The following is a 20,504-nucleotide window of genomic DNA, read 5'->3' on the forward strand; positions in this document are numbered from 1 at the left end:
GACGGCCCTGCGCCGCCGGGTGCCGGGCCGTCAGTCGTTGAGCAGCGACAGGTCCTGTTCCGCCTCGGGCACCGCCACCGTCGACCGGTCGTCGGGAAGCGGCTGGATCGTGAACATCGGCACGCCGTCCTTCGGCAGGACCAGCATGCGCGAGGCGTGCACCGGGCCGCCGGAGACCTTCTCCACCGTCACCGCGTACACCCCCTTGCCGCCGTCCGGCTGCGGCACGTCCACCGTCAGCGTGGCGCCCGCCCCGACCGCGTAGGTCTTGCTGACCGGGCTGCCGCCCTCGCTGCCCGCGGACGCCGTGACCCGCACCTGCGCCGCCTTGCCGGGCGCCACGAGCGAGAGCGTGCTCCCCTTGGCCCCGGCGCGGTCGCCGGCCACCGTGCCGCGCCCCTCGATCGCGCCGGTGGCCGGGATGTAGGCCGTCTCCTGCTTGTCGTCCTTGCCGCGCGTGACCCGCAGCGCCGCGACGACCGGCGCGCCGCCGCGCTCGCCCGTCAGCAGCAACGACCCCGCCTCGCCCTTGGCGACGTCCCCGAGGTCGACGGCGGAGGTCATGCCGCCCTTGAGGTGCAGCGCCTCGTGGCCCGCCGGGGTGATCGAGCCGTTCGGCCCCGCGAAGCGCACCTTGAGGTCGGCGTCCTCCGTGCCCGGCGCGAAGGCCACGAGCCGCACGGAGGTGGCGTCGGCGGGGATGCCGGGCAGGACCAGGTCCGGCGCCACGTCGGCGGACGGCGGCAGCCAGTCGCCGCCGAGCTTGTCGTCGGACGTCTGCACCGCCGCCCCCACCCGGCCCGAACGGACCGCCACATGGAGGGTGAGGTCCTCGGCCGGAGCGTCCGTCAGGGTCGACAGCAGCACCGCGACGGTCGAGCGGGGCGGGACGTTGACGCTCTCGCCCCCGGCCGGCTTCACGCGGCCGTCCTTGCCGTAGAGCTCCAGGTCGGCCACGGCCGCGCCGCTGTCGGGGTTCGTCAGGTGGACGTAGTCCTGACGCCCCTTCACGGTGCTCGCGCCGGGGAACCAGAACGACGTGTCGGGCGCCGTGCACGCGGTGCCGTGCAGACCGCGCCCGCTGCCCGCGCTCACCACCGTCGACTGCTGAACGGCCCAGCCGGGCGCCAGCGGCCCGTCGGCGGTGCCGAGGAGGGCCGGGGCGTCGGAGCGGTCCGTGGTGGCGGCGACGGGCTTGCCGGGGTCCTTGAGGGACAGCACGGGCTTGCCCGGGTCCTGCGCCTCGCCCTTCTTGTCCGCGGCCTTCTTCTCGTCCTTGGCGTCCTTCTTGGCGTCGGTCCTCGCTGTACCGCCCGCCGGCAGCAGGTCCGCCGCGGCGGAGCGCTGCGCGGCGCCCTTGGCGGCCGGCGTGAAGGCCGCGTACGTCGTCTCCCCCACGTCCGAGGAGGTCGGCGCCGGGCACACCAGCGTGGAGCGCTGCACGGGCAGCCGCTCGGCCGTCCGGGTGCCCTCCGGCGAACCGTCCGAGGGCGGGTTGAGCGCGGCCACGCCCGTGACGACGGCCAGCGCGGCCGTGGCGGCGAACAGGGACAAGGTGGTGCGCTTCACTGCTGCTCGCTCCCGTCACGGGGGGACTGCGGGCCACCGGCGCCGTGGCCGCCGTAGCCCGGGTCGTGGGGCTGCCGGTCCTGCCCCGGGTGCTGCTGCCCCCCGTAGCCGTACGGGTCGTACGCGCCGCTGGCGTAGGGGTCGGCGGGGTACTGGCCGCCCTGGTACTGCTGCTGGTACGGGTCGGCGTAGCCCGTGCCGTGGGCGTCGTCCTGGTACGGCTGCTGCTGCCCGTAGCCCTGGTGGGTCTGCTCCCACTCGGCGTACTGCTGCTGGTGCGGCACGGCGGCGTAGGGATCCGCGTCGGGGACGGCGGGCTGCTCGTACGGGGCTTCGTACGGTTCCTCGTACGGGTCGACGAGGGGCACCGCGACGGGGGCGGCCTGCTCGGGCACCGCGGCCCGCTCCGGGGCGCCGGCCTCGGCGGCCGCGCGGAGCCTGCGGGCCCGGCGGCCCTCCCCCGCCGGGCCGGGCTGCGCCGGCACGGCCGCCGGGGACGCGCCCTCGGCCTCCGGGAGGTCGTCGTCGACCTGACGGCGGCGGCCCGGCAGGGCGAGCACCACCAGGACGACGGCCAGCAGCCCCTGCGTCCACAGCCACACCGCGCGGCCGGTCGGCGTCTCGTAGGTCAGCGCCAGCCGGCCGCCACCTGCGGGCAGCTCGAAGCCCTGCGCCCAGCCGTCGACCGTCACGCGCTTGAGCGCCCGGCCGTCGAGCGTGGCCCGCCAGCCGGGGGCGGCCTTGTCGGCGAGCCGCAGCACCCGGCCCGCGGGGCCGGCCGGCAGGGCGGTGTGCGCCTCGACCGGGCCGGCGGCGACGGGCACCGGCGTGCCCTGCCGCTGCGCGCCGGGGACGATCGTGACGCGGGCGACCTGACGGTCGACCCGCCACAGGGCGCTGCGGTCCTCCTGGCTGAGCCGGGTCAGGCCCGGGGTGGTGTCCAGCACGTGGGCAGTCCGCCGGGGGGCGCTGTCGCGCACGAGGACGTAGCCGACGGCGTAGTCGCCGAGGCGGCCCGCCTGGTCGGCGCCCGAGCCGGCCACCAGGTTGGCCACCACGGAGTCGAGCCGCTCGTCCCGCCCGGCGGCCACGGTGGGCTCGGCGTCGCCCAGGCGGGCGCCCGAACCGCGGACCAGCGTGTAGGTGACCCGGTCGGCGTCCCCGCCGAGGACGAGGGTGCGGGCCTGGTCGCGGGTGCCGGCCTCCTCGGCGACGAACGCAGGCACCTGGACGGGGTCGCGCCGCTCCAGCGGCCCGTCCGCGCCGGCCACCATCCAGATGGCGGCCGCGGCCAGCGGGGCGGCACCGGCGGCGAGGGCGATCAGGCCCGCGACGGGCTGCCGCCAGCCGAAGCTGCGTGCCGCGACCCGCTCGCGCGCACCCTCGGCGCCCACCGCGGCCGCCGCGACGAGGGCCAGGGCGTAGACGAGGGTGGCGGGCCCGGCCCAGGCCGGGCCGTTGGTGAGCACCGCGCAGAGCAGGCCCGCGAGGGCCACGGCCCACGCGACGCGGACCGGGAAGCGCCGGTCCTCGCGCAGCAGGGCGGCCAGCGCGGCCAGGACGACGCCGGTCAGCAGCAGGGCGCCGAAGGTCTTGGGGCCGGCCGGGTCGCCCGTCAGTAGTTGCAGCGGGGAAGCGGTCCCGTGTCCGGTGTCCAGCCCGGCCTCGGTGAGGAAGCGGCGCGGCTCGGTGAACAGCGCGAGCGACCAGGGGGCCAGGACGAGCAGGGGCGTGCCGGCCACGGCGAGCAGCCGCGGGCCGTGCACCGCGAGCCGGCCGGCGCCGCCGCGCACGCAGTGCAGGACGAGCGCCCCGACGCCCAGCAGCACGGCGAGCGGCCACACGACGGGCGTGAAGGCGGTGGCGACGGTCAGCAGCAGGGCGTACGTCCAGCAGGCGCGCCACGAGGGGCGCCCGTCGGGGGCGCGGAGGCCCCCGGCCGCGACGGCGGCACGCGCCATGAGCGGCAGCAGGACGGCGAGCACCGCGGTGCCCAGCCTGCCGGTGGCCAGGGCTCCGGTGACGGCCGGGAGGAAGGCGTACGCGACGCTCGCCCAGGCCCTCAGCAGCCGGGAGGACACCAGCGGGCGGGACGCGAAGTAGGCGGTGAGGCCCGCCAGGGGCACCGAGCAGACCAGCAGCACGGTGAGCGCGAGGCCGGTGGAGCCCAGGAGGAGCGTGGCCAGGCCCGCGAGCACCGCCAGGTACGGGGGCGCCCCCGCAGTGGTGCCCACGCCCACCGGGTGCCAGCCGTCCGTATAGGCGGCCCACAGGGCGGAGACGTGGTCGGGCGCGGGCAGCAGGGCGCCGCCGGCGAGGGCGCCGCCGCCGATGAGGCCGCGGCAGGCGACGGCGGAGACGAGCAGGAGCAGCGCGAAGAGCACGGGCGCGGGCTTGCGTGCGACGCGCCTGAGCCGGGCGAACTGTTCGACGTGCAGGTAGTCGGCGTCGTCCCCGCCGGGGCCGGACTCCACCGCGCCGTGGCGCCCGGCGGAGGAGAGCGCGTCGTCTCCGCGGCCGCCGAAGTTGCCCGCGAGCTGTTCGACGGTGGCGCGCAGGGTCGCGCCGGGGGGCGGGAAGAGCGGTCTCAGTTCGGCGGGGGTGACGGAGGGCTCGCCTCGCCGTTTGCGCGCCGCGCGGATGCGCCCGGGGCGCAGCAGCACGCCGGCGAAACCCGCGAGTTCGTCGAGGGCCTGCCCGGGGGCCTTGCCGACGAGGTAGCCGAGGGTGCGCAGCAGGGTGCCGAGGACGAGCCGCAGCATGACGTAGGGCAGGAGGGGGCCGCGGGTGTTGGCCAGCAGGGCGTAGACGGCGCCGGCCTTGTCGACGCGGTGCGGATTGACCGTGTGACGGCCGGCGCAGTCGACGGGACGGCGCTCGCGGGCGGCGGCCTCGGCGTGCCGCACGACGGCGTCCGGGGCGACGAGCACGCGGTGGCCGGCGGCGTGGGCGCGCCAGCAGAAGTCGACGTCGTCGCGCATGAGCGGCAGACGGGGGTCGAAGCCGCCGAGCCGTTCCCACACGTCGCGGCGGACGAGCATGCCCGCGGTGGACACGGAGAGCACGGGACGCACCTGGTCGTGCTGGCCCTGGTCCTGCTCGCGGCGCTCCAGGCCGGTCCAGCGGCGGCCGCTGCGGGCGATGGACACGCCGACTTCGAGCAGCTGTCTGCGGTCGTACCAGCTGCGGAGCTTGGGCCCGATGACGGCGGCCTCCTGGCCCGCGGCGATCTCCGCCTCGGCCACGCGCAGGAGCTCGTGCAAGGCGCCGGGCTCGGGGGCGCAGTCGTCGTGCAGGAGCCACAGCCACTGCACGGGTTCGAGGTCGCCGCGGTCCGGGCCGTAGGAGTCGTCCTCGTTCCAGCCGCGGCTGACCGGGTCCCAGCCGCTGGAGCGGTTGAGGTAGGGCAGCTCCTCGGCGCCCAGCACGGGGGCGCCGCGGACGGCCTCGTCCACGGCCGTGCCGAAGCCGGCGCGGCGGGCGAGGTGGAGGACGCGGTCGGCGCCGAGGGCGTCGGCGAGGAGCCGCCGGGAGTCGTCGGCGCTGCCGGTGTCGGCGGCGACGGCGTACTGCACGGGTCGCTCCTGGCCGAGCAGTCCGGTCAGGGCGTCGGGCAGCCAGCGGGCGCCGTCGTGGGCGACGACCACGGCGGTGACGACGTGCCGGGGGAACGCGGGCGGGAGGGCGGGGTCGAGCAACGCGGGGATGGTGGGGTCGAACATGGCAGGTGCGGGCCCCGGTTCAGTGGAGACGCAGGTGGACGTGTGACCGCCCCGGGTGGGCAGCGGGCCCCGGGAGGGCGCCGGTACGTCCCGGACGGGCACCCACACTAGTGGCTGTGAACACGACGGTCCGCCGCTCGCTTGCGGGGCGCGAGAGGCGGACCGTGCGGTATGAAGCGTGCTGCGGGGGTGGGGGGAGCGGGCAGTCCCTCAGTCCCCTTGGATGGCCCTGGACCAGACATGTCGTCAGGTCGTGACGTCGGTGCCGGACCGCTGCCGTCAGACCGCGGCCTTCTTGAGGCGGCGGCGCTCGCGTTCGGACAAACCGCCCCAGATCCCAAAGCGTTCGTCGTTGGCAAGGGCATATTCCAGGCACTCAGATCGGACTTCACAGGCGAGGCAGACTTTCTTCGCCTCACGTGTGGATCCACCCTTTTCGGGGAAGAAGGACTCGGGGTCGGTCTGAGCGCACAACGCACGCTCCTGCCAGCCGAGCTCCTCGTCCGCCTCCTCGACCAGCAGTTGCTGGAACAGCTCGGTCATGTGCGCCCCTCGTCTGTCATCGCGTCCCCGTGTGCTGCCGCATCAGGTGCGGCAGAACGACACGAGTGAAATTACAAGTGCGCCGATCCGGGCCAGTCAAGCCGGGATCTGCTATCGGGCCCCTTATTCACTCTGCGGAACCAAGATCGAGCGGAAAGTTGCCAAACCACTACAAGAGTGGACACATCTCTCACTCGCCACAAGCGCCCCATCCTTCCCACACGGAAGGACGTCCAGCGGGCGCCCTCGCGGGCCTCTCGGAAGAGAAAGACGCCGCCGGTGACGATCACGTTGCACCGAATCATGACGACTTCGGACGGTGCGGCGATGTCCGCACACCCCGTTGCGCAAACCTTTCGCTCCGGTCAGTAACCGGACGAGTGAAAGATTGCCACCAAAACGGACATCCGGTTGACACGACCGCGGTGCAGCCGGTCTCCTAGTGCGCATGCCAGCGACCTCCCGCCCTCTGGGGAACCTCAGCCTGACCCGCGCTTTCGGGTCCCGCTGTGCTGTTCAGGCGCGCTGTCGCTGTTCCAGCTGTTGACGCGTATCCGCTCCAGCTGATCTCCCTGGGTGACCCCGCTCCGCGGACGGCCCGGCCCTCTGGCCGGCTCGTGTGCGCCCGGCCGCCCCGTGGTTCTCGCACCGCGCCTTCGCTCCCCCTCTTCGTCTTCCGCCCGTCGTGCGTCCCCGCATACCCCTGCCGAGGAACCCCACACCCATGAACAGCGACGTCCAGATCGCCGGCGACCCGCTCGCCCTCCCCCACCTGATGCCGCCGCCCGCCGCCCACCCCGCCACGGTCGCCGAGTTCGCGGGCCTCGCCCGCACCCTCGCCGCCGACACCGCCGGCTGGGCCCCGCTCGTGCGGTACGACGCCGTCAGCCGCTGGTACCACCGGCTGCGCACCGGCCCCGGCTACGAGGTCTGGCTGCTCAGCTGGGTGCCCGGCCAGAGCAGCGGGACGCACGACCACGGCCCGTCCTCCGGCGTGCTCACCGTGCTGCGCGGGGAACTCACGGAGCACTCGGCGGGCTCGCGCCGGACGCTGCATGCCGGGGCCCAGCGGATCTTCGCGCCGGGATACGCGCACGACGTCGTGAACGACTCGCTCGAACCCGCCGTCAGCCTGCACGTCTACTTCCCCGGGCTCACCGAGATGCCCATGCACCGGGTCCAGCACCTCCGCCGCGCGGTGCACCCGGACGGCGCGGCGACTCTGCGCTAGGCGAACCGCTCTTCAGACGGGCGACGGGCTGCTGACAGACTGCAATCATGCAGCGCATTGTGGTTCTGGCCGGCGGTATCGGCGGCGCCCGCTTCCTCCGCGGGCTCAAGGCAGCGGCTCCCGAGGCGGAGATCACCGTCATCGGGAACACCGGCGACGACATCCATCTCTTCGGCCTCAAGGTCTGTCCCGACCTGGACACCGTGATGTACACCCTCGGCGGTGGCATCCACGAGGAGCAGGGCTGGGGCCGGGCCGGCGAGAGCTTCGCCGTGAAGGAGGAGCTGGCCGCGTACGGGGTGGGGCCCGAGTGGTTCGGGCTCGGCGACCGCGACTTCGCGACGCACATCGTCCGTACGCAGATGCTCGGCGCGGGCTATCCGCTCAGCGCCGTCACCGAGGCGCTGTGCGCGCGGTGGCGGCCGGGCGTGCGGTTGCTGCCCATGAGCGACGACCGCGTCGAGACGCACGTCCTGATCGACGACCCCGAGGGCGGCGGCGCGCGCAAGGCCGTGCACTTCCAGGAGTACTGGGTCCGGATGCGCGCCGCGGTGCCCGCGCACGCGATCGTGCCCGTCGGGGCCGAGCAGGCGAAGCCCGCTCCCGGAGTGCTGGAGGCCGTCGCAGCGGCGGACGTCGTGCTCTTCCCGCCGTCCAACCCCGTGGTGAGCGTCGGCACGATCCTCGGGGTGCCCGGCGTCCGCGAGGCCGTCGCGAACGCGGCCGCCCCGGTCGTCGGGCTCTCCCCCATCGTCGGGGGCGCCCCCGTGCGGGGCATGGCCGACAAGGTGCTCGCCGCAGTCGGCGTCGAGTCGACGGCGGCCGCCGTCGCGCGGCACTACGGGGCCGGGTTGCTGGACGGCTGGCTCGTCGACTCCGTGGACTCCGAGGCGGTGGCCGAGGTCGAGACGGCCGGGATCCGATGCCGGGCGGTGCCGCTGATGATGACCGACGTCGAGGCGACGGCGGAGATGGCCCGCCAGGCGCTGGCCCTCGCCGAGGAGGTGCGCGGGTGAGCGCCCTGCCCTCCTACCGCGTCTGGGCGGTGCCCGGCATCCCCGAGGTGCGGCCCGGGGACGACCTGGTCAAGCTGATCGCCGTCGCCGCCACGGCCGACGGCCTGCCCGGGCTGACCGACGGGGACGTCCTCGTCGTCACCTCGAAGATCGTCAGCAAGGCGGAGGGGCGCGTCGTCGCCGCCACCGACCGCGAGGCCGCCATCGACGACGAGACCGTGCGGCTGGTGGCCCGCCGCGGCGCCCTGCGCGTCGTCGAGAACCGGCTGGGACTCGTCATGGCCGCGGCCGGGGTCGACGCGTCGAACACGGCCGCGGGCACGGTGCTGCTGCTGCCCGAGGACCCGGACGCCTCGGCCCGGCGGATCCGGGACGGGCTGCGCGAGGCCCTCGGCGTGGACGTGGGCGTCGTCGTCACCGACACGGCCGGGCGGCCGTGGCGCAAGGGCGTGACCGACTTCGCCATCGGCGCGGCCGGCGTGCAGGTGGCCAACGACCTGCGCGGGGACGTGGACGCCCACGGCAACCCGCTGGTCGCCACCGTGGTGGCCACCGTCGACGAGCTGGCCGCCGCCGGCGACCTGGTCAAGGGCAAGGCCGGCGCGCTGCCGGTGGCCGTGGTGCGCGGCCTGCCGCACGTCGTGGGCTCCACGGACGAGGGGGCGCGGTGGCTGGTGCGCCCCGCCGAGGACGACATGTTCCGGCTGGGCACGTCGGAGGCCGTGCGGGAAGCGGTCGCCATCCGGCGGACGGTGCGGGAGTTCACGGACGACCCGGTCGACCCGGGCGCGGTGCGGCGGGCCGTGGCCGCCGCGGTGACGGCGCCGGCACCGCACCACACGACGCCGTGGCGGTTCGTGCTGCTGGAGTCCGAGGCCGCCCGGACGGAGCTGCTCGACGCCATGCGCGACGCGTGGGTCGCGGACCTGCGGGCGGACGGACGCTCGGAGGAGAGCGTCGCCAAGCGCGTACGGCGCGGGGACCTGCTGCGCAAGGCGCCGTACCTGGTGGTGCCGTGCCTGGTGACGGATGGTTCGCACGACTATCCGGACGCGCGGCGGTCGGCGGCGGAGCGGGAGATGTTCGTGGTGTCGGCCGGCGCGGCCGTGCAGAACTTCCTCGTGGCGCTGGCGGGCGAGCGGCTGGGGTCGGCGTGGGTGTCGTCGACGATGTTCTGCCGGAACGTGGTGCGGCGCGTGCTGGACCTGCCGGAGGGATGGGACCCGATGGGTGCGGTCGCGGTGGGGCGGCCGGCCGCCGCGCCGGCGGCCCGGGCCCCTCGGTCCGCTGACGCGTTCGTCGTGGTGCGGTAGCCCTTGGGGCGGGGCGCGGTCCCTCGCGGGGCGGGTGCAATGCCTCGCGGGGCGGGGCCTTCCGGGGGCTGCGCTCTTTGCGGCTACTGGTTCCCGTGTGCTCGTGCCCCGCACTCCCGCAAAGAGCGCTCTACGCCCTCTGCCAGGCCCCGGCCGTCCTTTCAGATGCGGCTGAAGTCCCTCACGGAGAAGCGGGGCGCACGGCGGGGTGGTACCACTCCGCTCAGGAGGATCAGGCGGCACGCCCGGTGGCGTTGGCCTTCGTACGGGGTCAGCAGGTCGAGCATCGCCTCGTCGTCCGTGCCGCGCGCGCCGGTGAGGGCGTAGCCCACGATCTTGGGCAGGTGGAGGTCCCCCACCGTCACCGCGTCCGGTGCGCCGTTGCTGCGCTGGAGCGTCTCCGCCGCCGTCCAGGGGCCGATCCCCGGGATCAGCTGGAGGCGGGCCGAAGCCTCGGTGTCGGCCATGCCCGCGGCCTCCTCCAGACGGGACGCCACCCGTGCCGCCCTGAGGATCGTCGCCGAGCGCTTGCTGTCGACGCCCGCCGTGTGCCAGTCCCAGGAGGGGATCAGGGCCCAGGCGCGCGGGTCCGGCATCACGCGCATGCGCGGCCCGGGGCCCGGCGCCGGTTCGCCGTGGCGTTGCAGGAGCAGCCGCCAGGCGCGGTACGCCTCGTCGCTGGTCACCTTCTGTTCGAGGATCGACGGGATCAGCGACTCCAGGACCAGGCCCGTGCGGGCCAGTCTGAGGCCGGGGTTGCGGCGGTGCGTCTCGTGGAGGAGGCGGTGGCGGGGGGTGAAGGCCGCCGGGTCGTCGGTCGCTCCCAGGAGGGCCGGGAGGGTTTCCAGGAGCCAGTCGGCTCCCGGTCCCCATGCCTCCGCGTGGACCTCGCCGTCGGCCGCTGAGACGCGGAGCGTCCCCGGGCCCTGCGGCGTGCGGCTGGCCCGCCATACCGCGCCGTCCGGGGTCACCCGGTACGCGGGGTCGCCGGGGCCGCGCGCCAGGACGCCCAGAGTGCGTCCCAGGTCGTAGGGGCCCGGCGGGGCCCACGTTCGGATGGCCATCCGACCAGGGTATGCGGCCCTACTGGTCGGAGGAGAAACGGATCGAGCCGGCCGGGATCCGCGCGTCGCACCAGACGCGGGCGCCCCCGCGCAGTTCGTTGTCGGGGCCGATGTGGGCGTTGTCACCGATGACCGCGCCGTCCAGGACCGTACGGGCCCCGATGCGGGCGCCGGCGCCGATGAGGGAGTCGCGCACCTGCGCGCCCGCCTCGATCACCGCGCCGTCGAGCACCGTGCTGCCGTCGACGCGCGCCCCCGGCTCCACGCGGGCGCCCGCGCCGACGGCGGTGCCGCCCATGAGCTTGGCGTCCGGGGCGACCTCTGCGCCGTCGAGGACCAGGCTGTCGCCGCAGCGGCCCGGCACCGCCGGGGAGGGGGCGCGGCCCAGGACCAGGTCGGCGGAGCCGCGGACGAAGGCCTGCGGGGTGCCGAGGTCGAGCCAGTACGTGGAGTCGACCATGCCCTGGAGGTGGGCGCCGTCGGCCAGGAGGCCGGGGAAGGTCTCCCGCTCGACGGAGACGGGGCGGCCGGTGGGGATCGTGTCGATCACCGAGCGGTTGAACACGTACGCGCCCGCGTTGATCTGGTCGGTGACGATCTCCTCGGGCGTCTGGGGCTTCTCCAGGAACGCCGTGACCCGGCCGGTGGCGTCCGTGGGGACCAGGCCGAAGGCCCTCGGGTCCTCGACCCGGGACAGGTGCAGGGAGACGTCCGCGCCGCTGGTGCGGTGCGTCTCGACCAGGGCCTCGATGTCCAGGCCCGTGAGGATGTCCCCGTTGAAGATCAGCACCGGGTCGCCGGGGGCGGAGCGCAGGCGGGAGGCGACGTTGCGGATGGCGCCGCCCGTGCCCAGCGGCTCCTCCTCGGTCACGTACTCCAGGTGGAGGCCGAGGGCGGAGCCGTCACCGAAGTACGGCTCGAACACCTCCGCCAGATAGGAGGTGGCGAGCACGATGTGCTCGACGCCCGCGGCGCGGGCGCGCGCCAGCTGGTGGGTGAGGAACGGGACGCCGGCCGCCGGGACCATGGGCTTGGGCGTGTGCACCGTGAGCGGGCGCAGCCTGGTTCCCTTGCCGCCGACCAGGAGAATCGCTTCTGTCACCTGTCGTCTCTGCTTCCTGCTGGGGCCGGGCCGTGATCGGCGGCCAGTGTATGCAGAACGTATACGGCCCGGCCCACGCCCGGTCAGCGGCCCTGGAGCCGGGCGGCCGAGGAGCGGGCGGAGCCGAGCCGGCTGTAGAGCCTGTCGCCCGGGCATTCGGTGGCGTAGCCGTCCCGGTGCCCCGAGATGACCTTGAGCCTGACCTTGGTGCCCTTTTTGTAGAGGTTGCCGCCGCCGGAGACCAGCTGGGCGGTGCCGAGGGGGTTGACGTCGTAGAGGCCGAGCTTCCAAGCGGTGAGGGTGGCCACCGCGTCGACGGCGGCGTAGGACGGGTTGTTCTTCGCGAAGGTGCCGAGTACGGCGATCCCCATGCTGTTGGTGTTGAAACCGAGAGTATGGGCGCCCTTGACGGGTTTGGCCACACCGCCTGCCCGGCCCTCGTAGATCGTGCCGCACTTGTCGACGAGGAAGTTGTAGCCGATGTCCCGCCAGCCGCTGCTCACCACGTGGTAGCGGTAGATACCGCGGATGACCGAGCCGGACTGCGAACAGCTGTACTCGTTTCCGGAGGCGGTGTGGTGGACGAAGGCCGCCCGCACGGAACCTGTGTACACGAAGCCCCGTTCGCGCAGCGATTCGTCGGCTCCCCAGCCGGCCCGGGTGACGATGCGGGGCCGCGGGCCGACGTAACGGCCACCGAGGGCCGGCTCGTAGACGTCGGACTCCTCGGGGTCGGTCAGGGCCGAGGTCTCCGGGTCGTGGACCTCCGGGTCGCCCTGGCCGCCGGGTTCGTCCCCGGGGGGCCGGCCGGCCTGGGCGACGACGTCCGGGCGGGTGGCCGCCACGTCGCGGGCCGAGTCGGGTCTGCCCAGGGCGGGGATCTCCGTCGCGCCCAGCGGGGCGAGCGGGGCGTTGGCGGCCGAGGCGGCCATCTCGTCGTCCTCCGGGCCGGGCGTCGCGGGGGCGTGCCGGCCCAGGGGGCGGCCCGCGGCCGGCTCGGCGCCGGGGTCGACGAGTTCGAGGTGGAGGCCGGAGGGCAGCGCCGGCTTCCCGGCGGCCTTGCCGGCCGCCTTGTCGGGCGCCACCCGGACCTCGACGCCGTCGGAGGGGCCGACCCACAGGGGGGCGGTGGAACCCCGCAGGCCGCGCTGGCGCGTCTCGGGCGAGCCGGGGTCGGGCCGGTCGTCGTCGTGCGTCTGGACGTCCTGCCACGCGGACCAGGCACCGGTGCCGATCGCACGGGTGCGGACCTGGGCGCGCCCGCGCAGTTCGGCGGCGGCGTCGTCCCAGACGATGCCGACCAGCGAGAAGGGGCTCACCCGCCGGGCCTCAAGTCCCGCCCCGGCCCCGTCCGGCCCGAGGCGGTGACCGCCGACCCCGAGCGGCAGGGAGCGCGTCGTGCCCGGCACGGCCCGGGAGGGGACCTCCCGGGCGGCGCCTGACGGGGCGTTCGGCGCGGTGGCTCCGGAGGGCGTGGCGAGGAAGGGCAGGGTCAGAGCGGCGGCGCAGACGGTGACGGCCGGGAAGACAAAGTTTCCACGCATGGCGAAATATTGGTCATATCATTACATATCTGTCCATTCATGAGCTGACGGCGAGTCGGGCCGGACGGCCGCCACCCGACTGCTCGTCAGGGGCTGCCGCGCGTACGCTGACGACGATGAACGCCACTGATCGCACCCCCGCCGACCTGCTGCGTTCCGCGCTCGCCGCGGACCCCTCCCGACCGCTCGTGACCTTCTACGACGACGCCACCGGCGAGCGCGTGGAACTGTCCGTCGCCACCTTCGCCAATTGGGTGGCGAAGACCGCCAACCTGCTCCAGGGCGACCTCGCCGCGGAGCCCGGCGACCGCCTCGCGCTGCTGCTGCCCGCGCACTGGCAGACCGCCGTCTGGCTGCTCGCCTGTTCCTCCGTCGGGGTGACCGCCGAGATCGGCGGCGACCCCGCCACCGCCGACCTGGTCGTCAGCGGGCCGGACACGCTGGAGGAAGCGCGGGCCTGCTCCGGGGAGCGGGTGGCACTGGCCCTGCGTCCCCTGGGCGGCCGCTTCCCCGAGCCCCCGGCCGGCTTCACCGACTACGCCCTGGAGGTCCCCGGCCAGGGCGACCGCTTCGCCCCGTACGCGCCCGTGGACCCGGACGCCCCCGCGCTCGTCGTCGGCGGGACCGGGCTGACGGGCACCGAGGTGGTCGAGCGGGCCCGCACGGACGCCCGGCAGCACGGCCTCCGCCCCGGCTCCCGGATGCTGTCCGGCCTGCCCTACGACCACTGGGAGGGGCTCTCCGCCGGGCTGCTCGCACCGCTCGCGGCCGGCGGGTCCGTCGTGCTGTGCCGCCACCTCGACCGGCTGTCCGACGGCGCCCTGGAACAGCGCCGTGAGAGCGAGCGCGTCACCGTGACGGCCCTCTGACGCTGCCGGACGGCCGGCTCCGGGCGATGATCGGTGTACGTGCACCGCCGCCCGGCCCGCGGCCGGGACGGTGCACGCCGGGACCCGGCCCCCGCCGGGCACGCACGCCGCCGACTCCGCGGAGGGATGCAGCGCAGCCGTGAACCGCAGCCCAGGCCCGCACGGCCCGCCGGGCGACGACCCCCTCGCCGGGGGGCCGCCCGGCGAGCCGGCCACGCCCCGCCGCCGCAGGCGGCGCTGGCTGCGCCGGCTCGCGCTGGCGCTGGCGCTGGCGCTGCTGCTGGTGGCCGGGATCGGCTGGGTGCTCTACGAGCAGCTCAACAACAACATCACCACCGACACGGAGACCGCCGAGGAGCTGGCCCGCTGGGAGAAGCAGCGCCCCAGCGCGCTCGTGGCGGGCGCCCAGAACATCCTCATCATCGGCTCCGACACCCGCAGCGGATCCGGGAACGGCAAGTACGGCGGGGACAGCGGCACCCAGCGCTCCGACACCACAATCCTGCTGCACGTGGCGGCCGACCGGAACAGCGCGACCGCCGTCAGCCTGCCCAGGGACCTGATGGCGAAGATCCCCAGTTGCCGCAAGCCCGACGGTACGTACACCAACGAGCGTTTCGCCCAGTTCAACTGGGCGTACGAGCTGGCGGGCACCGCCTGCACCATCCGGACCGTCGAGGGCATCACCAACATCCGGATCGACCATCACATCGTCCTGGACTTCATCGGGTTCAAGCGGCTCGTGGACGCGGTCGACGGCGTCGAGGTCTGCCTGCGGAAGCCGATGGACGACCGCGAGGCCCATCTGCGGCTGCCGGCCGGCCGCCAGGTGCTGCACGGGGAGGCGGCGCTGGGGTACGTACGGGCCCGGTACAGCCTCGGCGGCGGGAGCGACACCGAACGGATGGGCCGTCAGCAGGAGTTCCTGGGCGCCCTGTTCCGCGAGATGCGCAGCGACGGCATCCTGCTCAACCCCACGCGGCTGTACCCGGTGCTCGACGCGGCCACCCGCTCGCTGACCACCGACTCCGGCCTGGACTCGCTGAGGAAGATGTACGACCTGGTGCGCACGGTGCGCAACATCCCGACCGACCGCGTGCAGTTCCTCACGGCACCGCGCAAGCCGTACGCGTACAACGCCAACCGCGACGAGCTGGTGCAGCCGGACGCGGACCAGCTCTTCGAGCAGCTGCGCAGGGACCGTCCCGTGTCGGTGAGCGCGCACGTCCGCCCCGCGGACGGCAAGCCGGGCGGCGGGCCGCGGCGCGATCCCGACCCGGAGGAGCCGGAGAGCACCGAGCTCCCGTCGGACCCGTTCGCCCAGCCGTCGGCGCCCCCGCCCCCGGCCTCGTCGTCCGCGCCGTCCCCCGCACCCTCCCCGCGCCCCACCACACCGCCGACGTACCAGGGCACCACCGCCGCACACGGCATCTGCGGCTGAACCGAGAACTTAGCCCGTAAAAGGTACGATCGGCTCTTCTCCCCGATCTTCACTCCGGTGCCCCCTCTCCGCGAAGGGATTGGGCAGATTGCCCAGTTGTAGGCGAGTGCAATTTGTCACCAGCGTCGCTTGACGCTGAACTGGGCGGATAGTGTGAGCGATCCGGTGCGCACGGCCGGGTTGACCGCGCGCACAGATGACGTGATCGAGCGCCTCGGGGGGTAGGCGCCGCGTGGCACCGACGGAGGATTCAAGCGACCGTGGACGCGCAAGGCCGTGGGCGAGCGGGTGGCATCGACCCCGCCGACCAGTGGGTTTTCGACCCCAAAACCGGCAGCTACGAGCTGCGTCTTGACCATGCCGGGGAACCCGGGGCGACGGCCGACGAGCCCTCCGCCACCCCCTCCCCCGCCCGGGTCGGGCAGCAGGGCGCAGCCCCCGGGGCGAGGCCCAGGCCGGGAGGCAAGCCGGGAGCCAAGCCGGGAGCCAAGCCGGGCGACGGCCGTCCGGTGCCCGGGCAGCGCTCGGGAGCCGGAGGGCGCCGGGCCGGGGCCAAGGCGGCCACGGGCCGGCGGCGGCCGAAGCCGAAGAAGTCGGTGAAGAAGAAGGTGCTGCTCTGGACGGGCGGCACGCTGGCGTTCGTGCTGGTCGGCGGCTCGGTGGGCGCCTACCTGCTCTACCAGCACTTCAACAACAACATCGACAAGGTCGACGTCGGCATCAACAACGACGCCGTCACCAAGGGCCCGGTCAACATCCTGGTCATCGGCACGGACAAGCGCTCGGGCAGCGGCAACACCGGGTACGGCGACGACGGCAGCGTCGGCCACGCCGACACCACGCTGCTGTTCCACGTCTCCGAGGACCGGTCGAACGCCACCGCGCTGTCCATCCCGCGCGACATGATCACCGACATCCCGGACTGCCCCACCAAGCAGAAGGGGGGCACCAAGAACATCCCCGGCTCCAAGGGCGTCCGCTTCAACGAGAGCCTGGGGCAGGAGGACCGCGACCCCGGCTGCACCTGGCGGACCGTCGAGAAGCTGACGGGCCTGAAGGTCACCCACTTCATGATGGCCGACTTCAACGCGGTCAAGAAGCTGTCCTCCGCGGTCGGCGGCGTCGAGGTGTGCCTGGCCAAGGACATCGACGACCCCAAGTCGCACCTGAAGCTGAGCAAGGGCCGGCACGAGATCGAGGGTGAGGACGCGCTGGCGTTCGTCCGCACCCGGCACAGCGTCGGCTTCGAGAGCGACCTGGACCGCATCAAGCTCCAGCAGCAGTTCCTCAGCTCGATGATCCGCAAGATGAAGTCGGGCGACACCCTGACCAACCCCAAGAAGCTCTACGACCTCGGTGACGCCGCGACCAACTCGCTCACCGTCGACACCGGCATAGGATCCGTGTCCAAGCTGACCAGCCTGGCCAAGGAACTCAGCAAGGTGAACCTGAAGAACATCACCTTCGTGACCGTGCCCGTCGACGACAACCCGGCCGAGGGCAAGAACCACAAGACGGTCGTCCTGAACAAGGCCAAAGCCGAGCCGCTCTTCGCCATGGTCCGCCAGGACGTCTCCCTCACCGAGGTGAAGGAGAAGGAGAAGAAGGCCCAGGAGGAGGCGGACGCCAAGCAGGCGGCCCTGCTCCAGGGGCCCCGCGCCGAGCCCTCGCACGTGCGGGTCAAGGTGTTCAACGGCAGCGGCCGGATCGGCGCCGCGCAGGAGACCGTCGCCTGGATGCAGAACTCCAAGGGGATACTCCGCACCGGCAACGGCGGCAACGCCGCCGGCGGCAAGAAGGACAAGACCGTCCTTCAGTTCGCCCCCAACCAGGCCGACCAGGCGCGCCGCCTCGCGGACGACATGGGCCTGCCCGTCGACGCCCTCCAGCAGTCCGACGCGGCCGCGGCGCCGACGGCGGAGATGACGCTGACGCTCGGCGAGGACTTCAAGGGCGCCGGAATTCCGGTCTCCGCGCCCAAGGAAGCGCCGAAGGACATCCAGCGGGTCGAAGCCGACGATGAGAACATCTGCGCCAAGTGAACCCTGACCCGGGGCTTTCGCATCTCAGTACGCAGTAGGACTCATTCACGACACTCGCCTGCCCATCGGGCCGGACGCACCATCCAGGGGAGGCCCGATGCGGCACAGCAGCGGCGTGCGGGGGGACCAGGCCGACAAGGCCGACAAGTCGGGCGATAACACCGAGGAGGCGAAGGGTTCCACGGACTCCAAGGACCCCGACGACGCCGAGGGCCCGGGAGGAACGGGGAAGCCGAAGCGCGCCGCCGGCCGGGAGGCCGACGGCTCCGGCTCCATATCCGGCGGCGGCAGCCCCCGCCGCCGGCGCCTGAAGCGAATAGCCCGCTGGTCGGCGCTCGGTCTGGCGCTGCTCGTCCTCGGTGTCTCCGCCGCCGGCTACCTCTACTACGAGCACCTCAACGGCAACATCAAGAAGAACAAGCTCAACCTCGGTGACAAGCAGCTGGACCGCAGCGCCGCCAACGCGGACGGCCAGCGCCCCCTGAACATCCTCCTCCTGGGCTCCGACAGCCGGAACAGCAAGGAGAACCAGGACCTCGGCGGCGCCCGCGACGACGCCGACCGGCCGCCGCTCGCCGACGTGCAGATGCTGGTGCACGTCTCGGCCGACCGCAGCAACATGTCGGTCATCAGCGTTCCGCGCGACACCCGGGTGACGATCCCCAAGTGCACCGACCCGGACAACGGGAAGGTCTACAAGGAGACCAACCGCCAGATCATCAACACCAGCCTCGGCAACGGCGGCCCGGGCTGCACGGTCGCCACGTGGGAAGAGCTGACCGGCATCCCCATCGACCACTTCATGATGATCGACTTCGCCGGCGTGGTGAGCATGGCCGACGCGGTCGGCGGCGTTCCCGTCTGCGTCGACAGCAACGTCTACGACTCCAAGTCCGGCCTGCGGCTGTCCAAGGGCTCCCAGACGGTCAAGGGCGAGCAGGCCCTGCAGTGGCTGCGCACCCGGCACGGCTTCGAGGACGGCAGCGACATCGGCCGCACCCATGCCCAGCACATGTACATGAACGCGATGGTCCGTCAGCTCAAGGGCGGCACCAAGCTCAGCGACCCGGGCCAGCTCACCGACCTCGCCGAGGCCGCCACCCGGGCGCTCACCGTCGACAAGGACCTCGGCTCGGTCAAGAAGCTCTACGACCTCGCCAACGACGTCAAGCGCGTGCCGTCGGGCCGGATCACGATGACGACGATGCCCTGGGTCTCCGACCCTCAGGACCCGGACGCGCACGTGATCCCCAAGCCGGGCGACTCGGACAAGCTGTTCTCGCTCGTCCGCAACGACGTCGCGCTGGACGGCAAGGACAAGAAGAAGGACGGCAAGGACCAGAAGACCACGGCCCCCGCGTCCCCCAAGCAGAACGTCCCGGTCACCGTCTTCAACGGCACGGGCACCCTCGTCGAGCCGCCGGTCACGGGCCGGGGCTCCGACATCGCCGCGTTCCTGGTCAAGCAGGGCTTCGCCAAGGCCACCGCGGACTCCACGCCGCGCGTGCAGGCGGACACCACGCTCAGCTACCCGAGGGCCGTGCAGCGCGCGGACGCCCTGGCCGTGGCCACGGCCCTGGGGCTGCCGGAGAGCGCGGTGCGCCACTCCCCCGAGGTCCAGCAGATCACGCTGGTCGTGGGCGGGGACTGGCGTACGGGCACGACGTACGCGAAGGCCGGGGAAGGCGGCAGGGCGGGCGAGGGCGGCGCGGCGCCGGCCCCGGCCGCGAGCGCCTCGGGCAAGCCCGGCGCCGAGAACGGCAAGCCCGCGGACGGCAAGCCCAAGGCCGACGACAACAAGGCCCCCGAGAGCGCGGACCCGCTCAACGGCGACGACAAGTCGGCCTGTATGAAGGTCAACCCGCTCAACCGCTTCTAGCAGGCGGACGCGCGAACGCCGGGCGGGCCGCGAACGCGGTCCGCCCGGCGTCGGTGTGCCGGGGGCCGGGGGTCAGCGCACGACCGCGGGCCGGCGGCTCGCGATGACCTTCTTCGCCAGCGAGCGCGGGCTGGTCAGGAAGCCGTAGCCCCACGACATGTGCATCGTCGCCAGCGCCACCGGGATCCGCAGCCGGGCGCCCACGGGCAGCCCCTTGCCGGCCGGCACCGAGCCGGCGGTGATCGCGGCCAGGTAGCCGGCCGGGACGACGAAGCCCCAGGGCGTGATCACGGCACCGGCGACCACGCCCGCCGCGATGGCGATCACGGCGGTCGGCGCGGCCAGGTAGCGCAGGTTGATCGAGCCCTGGTGGTAGCGGGCCACCACGTGACGCCAGCGGCCGTAGTCCTTGTACTGCTTGGCCAGGGCCTTGACGGTGGGGCGCGGCCGGTAGGAGACCTTCAGCTCCGGCGAGAACCAGATCAGCCCGCCGGCCTCACGGATGCGGAAGTTCAGCTCCCAGTCCTGGGCGCGGATGAACTCCTCGTTGTAGCCGCCTTGCTGCTCCAGGGCCTCCCGGCGGAAGACGCCCAGGTAGACGGTGTCGGCCGGGGCGGCGGAGCCGCCGGTGTGGAAGGCGGCGTTGCCGACGCCGATCTTCGAGGTCATGGCGGCCGCCACGGCCCGCTCCCAGTCGTTCTCGCCCTCGGCGTGCATGATGCCGCCGACGTTCTGGGCGCCGGTCTCCTCCAGCAGCCGCACGGCGGTCGCGATGTAGTCCGGCGAGAGCATGCCGTGACCGTCGACCCGTACCACGATCGGGTGACGTGATGCCTTGATCGCGGCATTCAGTGCGGCAGGGGTGCGTCCGGTGGGATTCGGCACGGTATGCACCCGGGAGTCCTCCCGGACGAGCTCCGCGGCGATCTCGTCCGTGCGGTCCGTGGACGGACCGAGGGCGATGACGACCTCCAGTTCACCGGCATACTCCTGCTCCAGGATGTGCCGCACGGAGGTGCGCAGATGCCGCTCTTCATTGAGCACCGGCATGATCACGGAAACGGCTGGCGGCTGCTGATCAGGCATGGTTCCTCGGTGGTACGGGGGTCGGGAGCGCCCCCCGGCGGACGGCTGTTTCGCCGATATCCCCGGCCACGTTACCGCCAATG

The 20,504-nt window shown here is 73.6% G+C and carries 14 protein-coding genes; 7 read left to right on the top strand and 7 right to left on the bottom strand.

Going from position 1 to position 20,504, the window contains the following annotated elements:
• Nucleotides 1-30: 30 nt before the first annotated feature.
• From CYQ11_RS11710 to CYQ11_RS11720, 3 genes are all read right to left on the bottom strand, one after another.
• Entirely contained in the window at nucleotides 31-1,569 is a 1,539-nt protein-coding gene (locus tag CYQ11_RS11710) for a DUF5719 family protein (protein WP_099199684.1), read from the bottom strand.
• Nucleotides 1,566-5,291 (bottom strand): glycosyltransferase family 2 protein, encoded by a 3,726-nt coding sequence (locus CYQ11_RS11715; RefSeq protein ID WP_099199683.1) that lies wholly within the window; start codon nucleotides 5,289-5,291, stop codon nucleotides 1,566-1,568. The genes CYQ11_RS11710 and CYQ11_RS11715 overlap by 4 nt, the downstream gene beginning before the upstream one ends.
• A 279-nt stretch (nucleotides 5,292-5,570) precedes the next feature.
• Entirely contained in the window at nucleotides 5,571-5,834 is a 264-nt protein-coding gene (locus CYQ11_RS11720; RefSeq protein WP_004952403.1) for a WhiB family transcriptional regulator, read from the bottom strand.
• A 724-nt stretch (nucleotides 5,835-6,558) separates the two neighbouring features.
• On the opposite strand from CYQ11_RS11720, the gene CYQ11_RS11725 reads away from it, so the two are divergent.
• The 3 genes from CYQ11_RS11725 to CYQ11_RS11735 are packed head-to-tail and all read left to right on the top strand — an operon-like array spanning nucleotide 6,559 to nucleotide 9,394.
• On the top strand, nucleotides 6,559-7,065 hold the full coding sequence (locus CYQ11_RS11725; protein ID WP_099199682.1) for a cysteine dioxygenase: 507 nt from the start codon (nucleotides 6,559-6,561) through the stop codon (nucleotides 7,063-7,065).
• Between the two features lie 47 nt (nucleotides 7,066-7,112).
• Nucleotides 7,113-8,081 (top strand): 2-phospho-L-lactate transferase, encoded by a 969-nt coding sequence (gene cofD, locus CYQ11_RS11730; protein WP_099199681.1) that lies wholly within the window; start codon nucleotides 7,113-7,115, stop codon nucleotides 8,079-8,081.
• Nucleotides 8,082-8,086: 5 nt separating this feature from the next.
• Nucleotides 8,087-9,394 (top strand): coenzyme F420-0:L-glutamate ligase, encoded by a 1,308-nt coding sequence (locus tag CYQ11_RS11735; protein ID WP_398781147.1) that lies wholly within the window; start codon nucleotides 8,087-8,089, stop codon nucleotides 9,392-9,394.
• A 161-nt stretch (nucleotides 9,395-9,555) separates the two neighbouring features.
• On the opposite strand, the gene CYQ11_RS11740 is transcribed toward CYQ11_RS11735, so the two are convergent.
• The 3 genes from CYQ11_RS11740 to CYQ11_RS11750 form a co-directional block, all read right to left on the bottom strand.
• Nucleotides 9,556-10,458 (bottom strand): DNA-3-methyladenine glycosylase family protein, encoded by a 903-nt coding sequence (locus CYQ11_RS11740; protein ID WP_099199679.1) that lies wholly within the window; start codon nucleotides 10,456-10,458, stop codon nucleotides 9,556-9,558.
• A 19-nt stretch (nucleotides 10,459-10,477) separates the two neighbouring features.
• Nucleotides 10,478-11,560, bottom strand: a complete 1,083-nt coding sequence (manB, locus tag CYQ11_RS11745) for a mannose-1-phosphate guanylyltransferase (protein ID WP_099199678.1) — start codon at nucleotides 11,558-11,560, stop codon at nucleotides 10,478-10,480.
• Between the two features lie 83 nt (nucleotides 11,561-11,643).
• Nucleotides 11,644-13,104, bottom strand: a complete 1,461-nt coding sequence (locus CYQ11_RS11750) for an N-acetylmuramoyl-L-alanine amidase (protein WP_099199677.1) — start codon at nucleotides 13,102-13,104, stop codon at nucleotides 11,644-11,646.
• Nucleotides 13,105-13,220: 116 nt separating this feature from the next.
• Between CYQ11_RS11750 and CYQ11_RS11755 the strand changes: the two genes are divergently transcribed.
• From CYQ11_RS11755 to CYQ11_RS11770, 4 genes are all read left to right on the top strand, one after another.
• On the top strand, nucleotides 13,221-13,973 hold the full coding sequence (locus CYQ11_RS11755; protein ID WP_099199676.1) for a TIGR03089 family protein: 753 nt from the start codon (nucleotides 13,221-13,223) through the stop codon (nucleotides 13,971-13,973).
• A 139-nt stretch (nucleotides 13,974-14,112) separates the two neighbouring features.
• Nucleotides 14,113-15,414 carry an LCP family protein gene (locus CYQ11_RS11760; RefSeq protein WP_240003427.1) on the top strand — a complete coding sequence of 434 codons (1,302 nt, stop codon included), beginning with the start codon at nucleotides 14,113-14,115 and terminating at the stop codon, nucleotides 15,412-15,414.
• A gap of 260 nt (nucleotides 15,415-15,674) precedes the next feature.
• The gene (locus CYQ11_RS11765; protein WP_099199675.1) at nucleotides 15,675-17,456 is read left to right on the top strand and encodes an LCP family protein; all 1,782 of its coding nucleotides are present in this window, start codon (nucleotides 15,675-15,677) and stop codon (nucleotides 17,454-17,456) included.
• A 97-nt stretch (nucleotides 17,457-17,553) separates the two neighbouring features.
• Nucleotides 17,554-19,335, top strand: coding sequence for an LCP family protein (locus tag CYQ11_RS11770; protein WP_099199674.1), 1,782 nt, complete (start codon nucleotides 17,554-17,556; stop codon nucleotides 19,333-19,335).
• A gap of 72 nt (nucleotides 19,336-19,407) precedes the next feature.
• On the opposite strand, the gene CYQ11_RS11775 is transcribed toward CYQ11_RS11770, so the two are convergent.
• On the bottom strand, nucleotides 19,408-20,421 hold the full coding sequence (locus tag CYQ11_RS11775; RefSeq protein ID WP_099199673.1) for a glycosyltransferase family 2 protein: 1,014 nt from the start codon (nucleotides 20,419-20,421) through the stop codon (nucleotides 19,408-19,410).
• Nucleotides 20,422-20,504: the final 83 nt, after the last annotated feature.

Source organism: Streptomyces cinnamoneus (assembly GCF_002939475.1).
Classification (GTDB): Bacteria; Actinomycetota; Actinomycetes; order Streptomycetales; family Streptomycetaceae; genus Streptomyces; species Streptomyces cinnamoneus_A.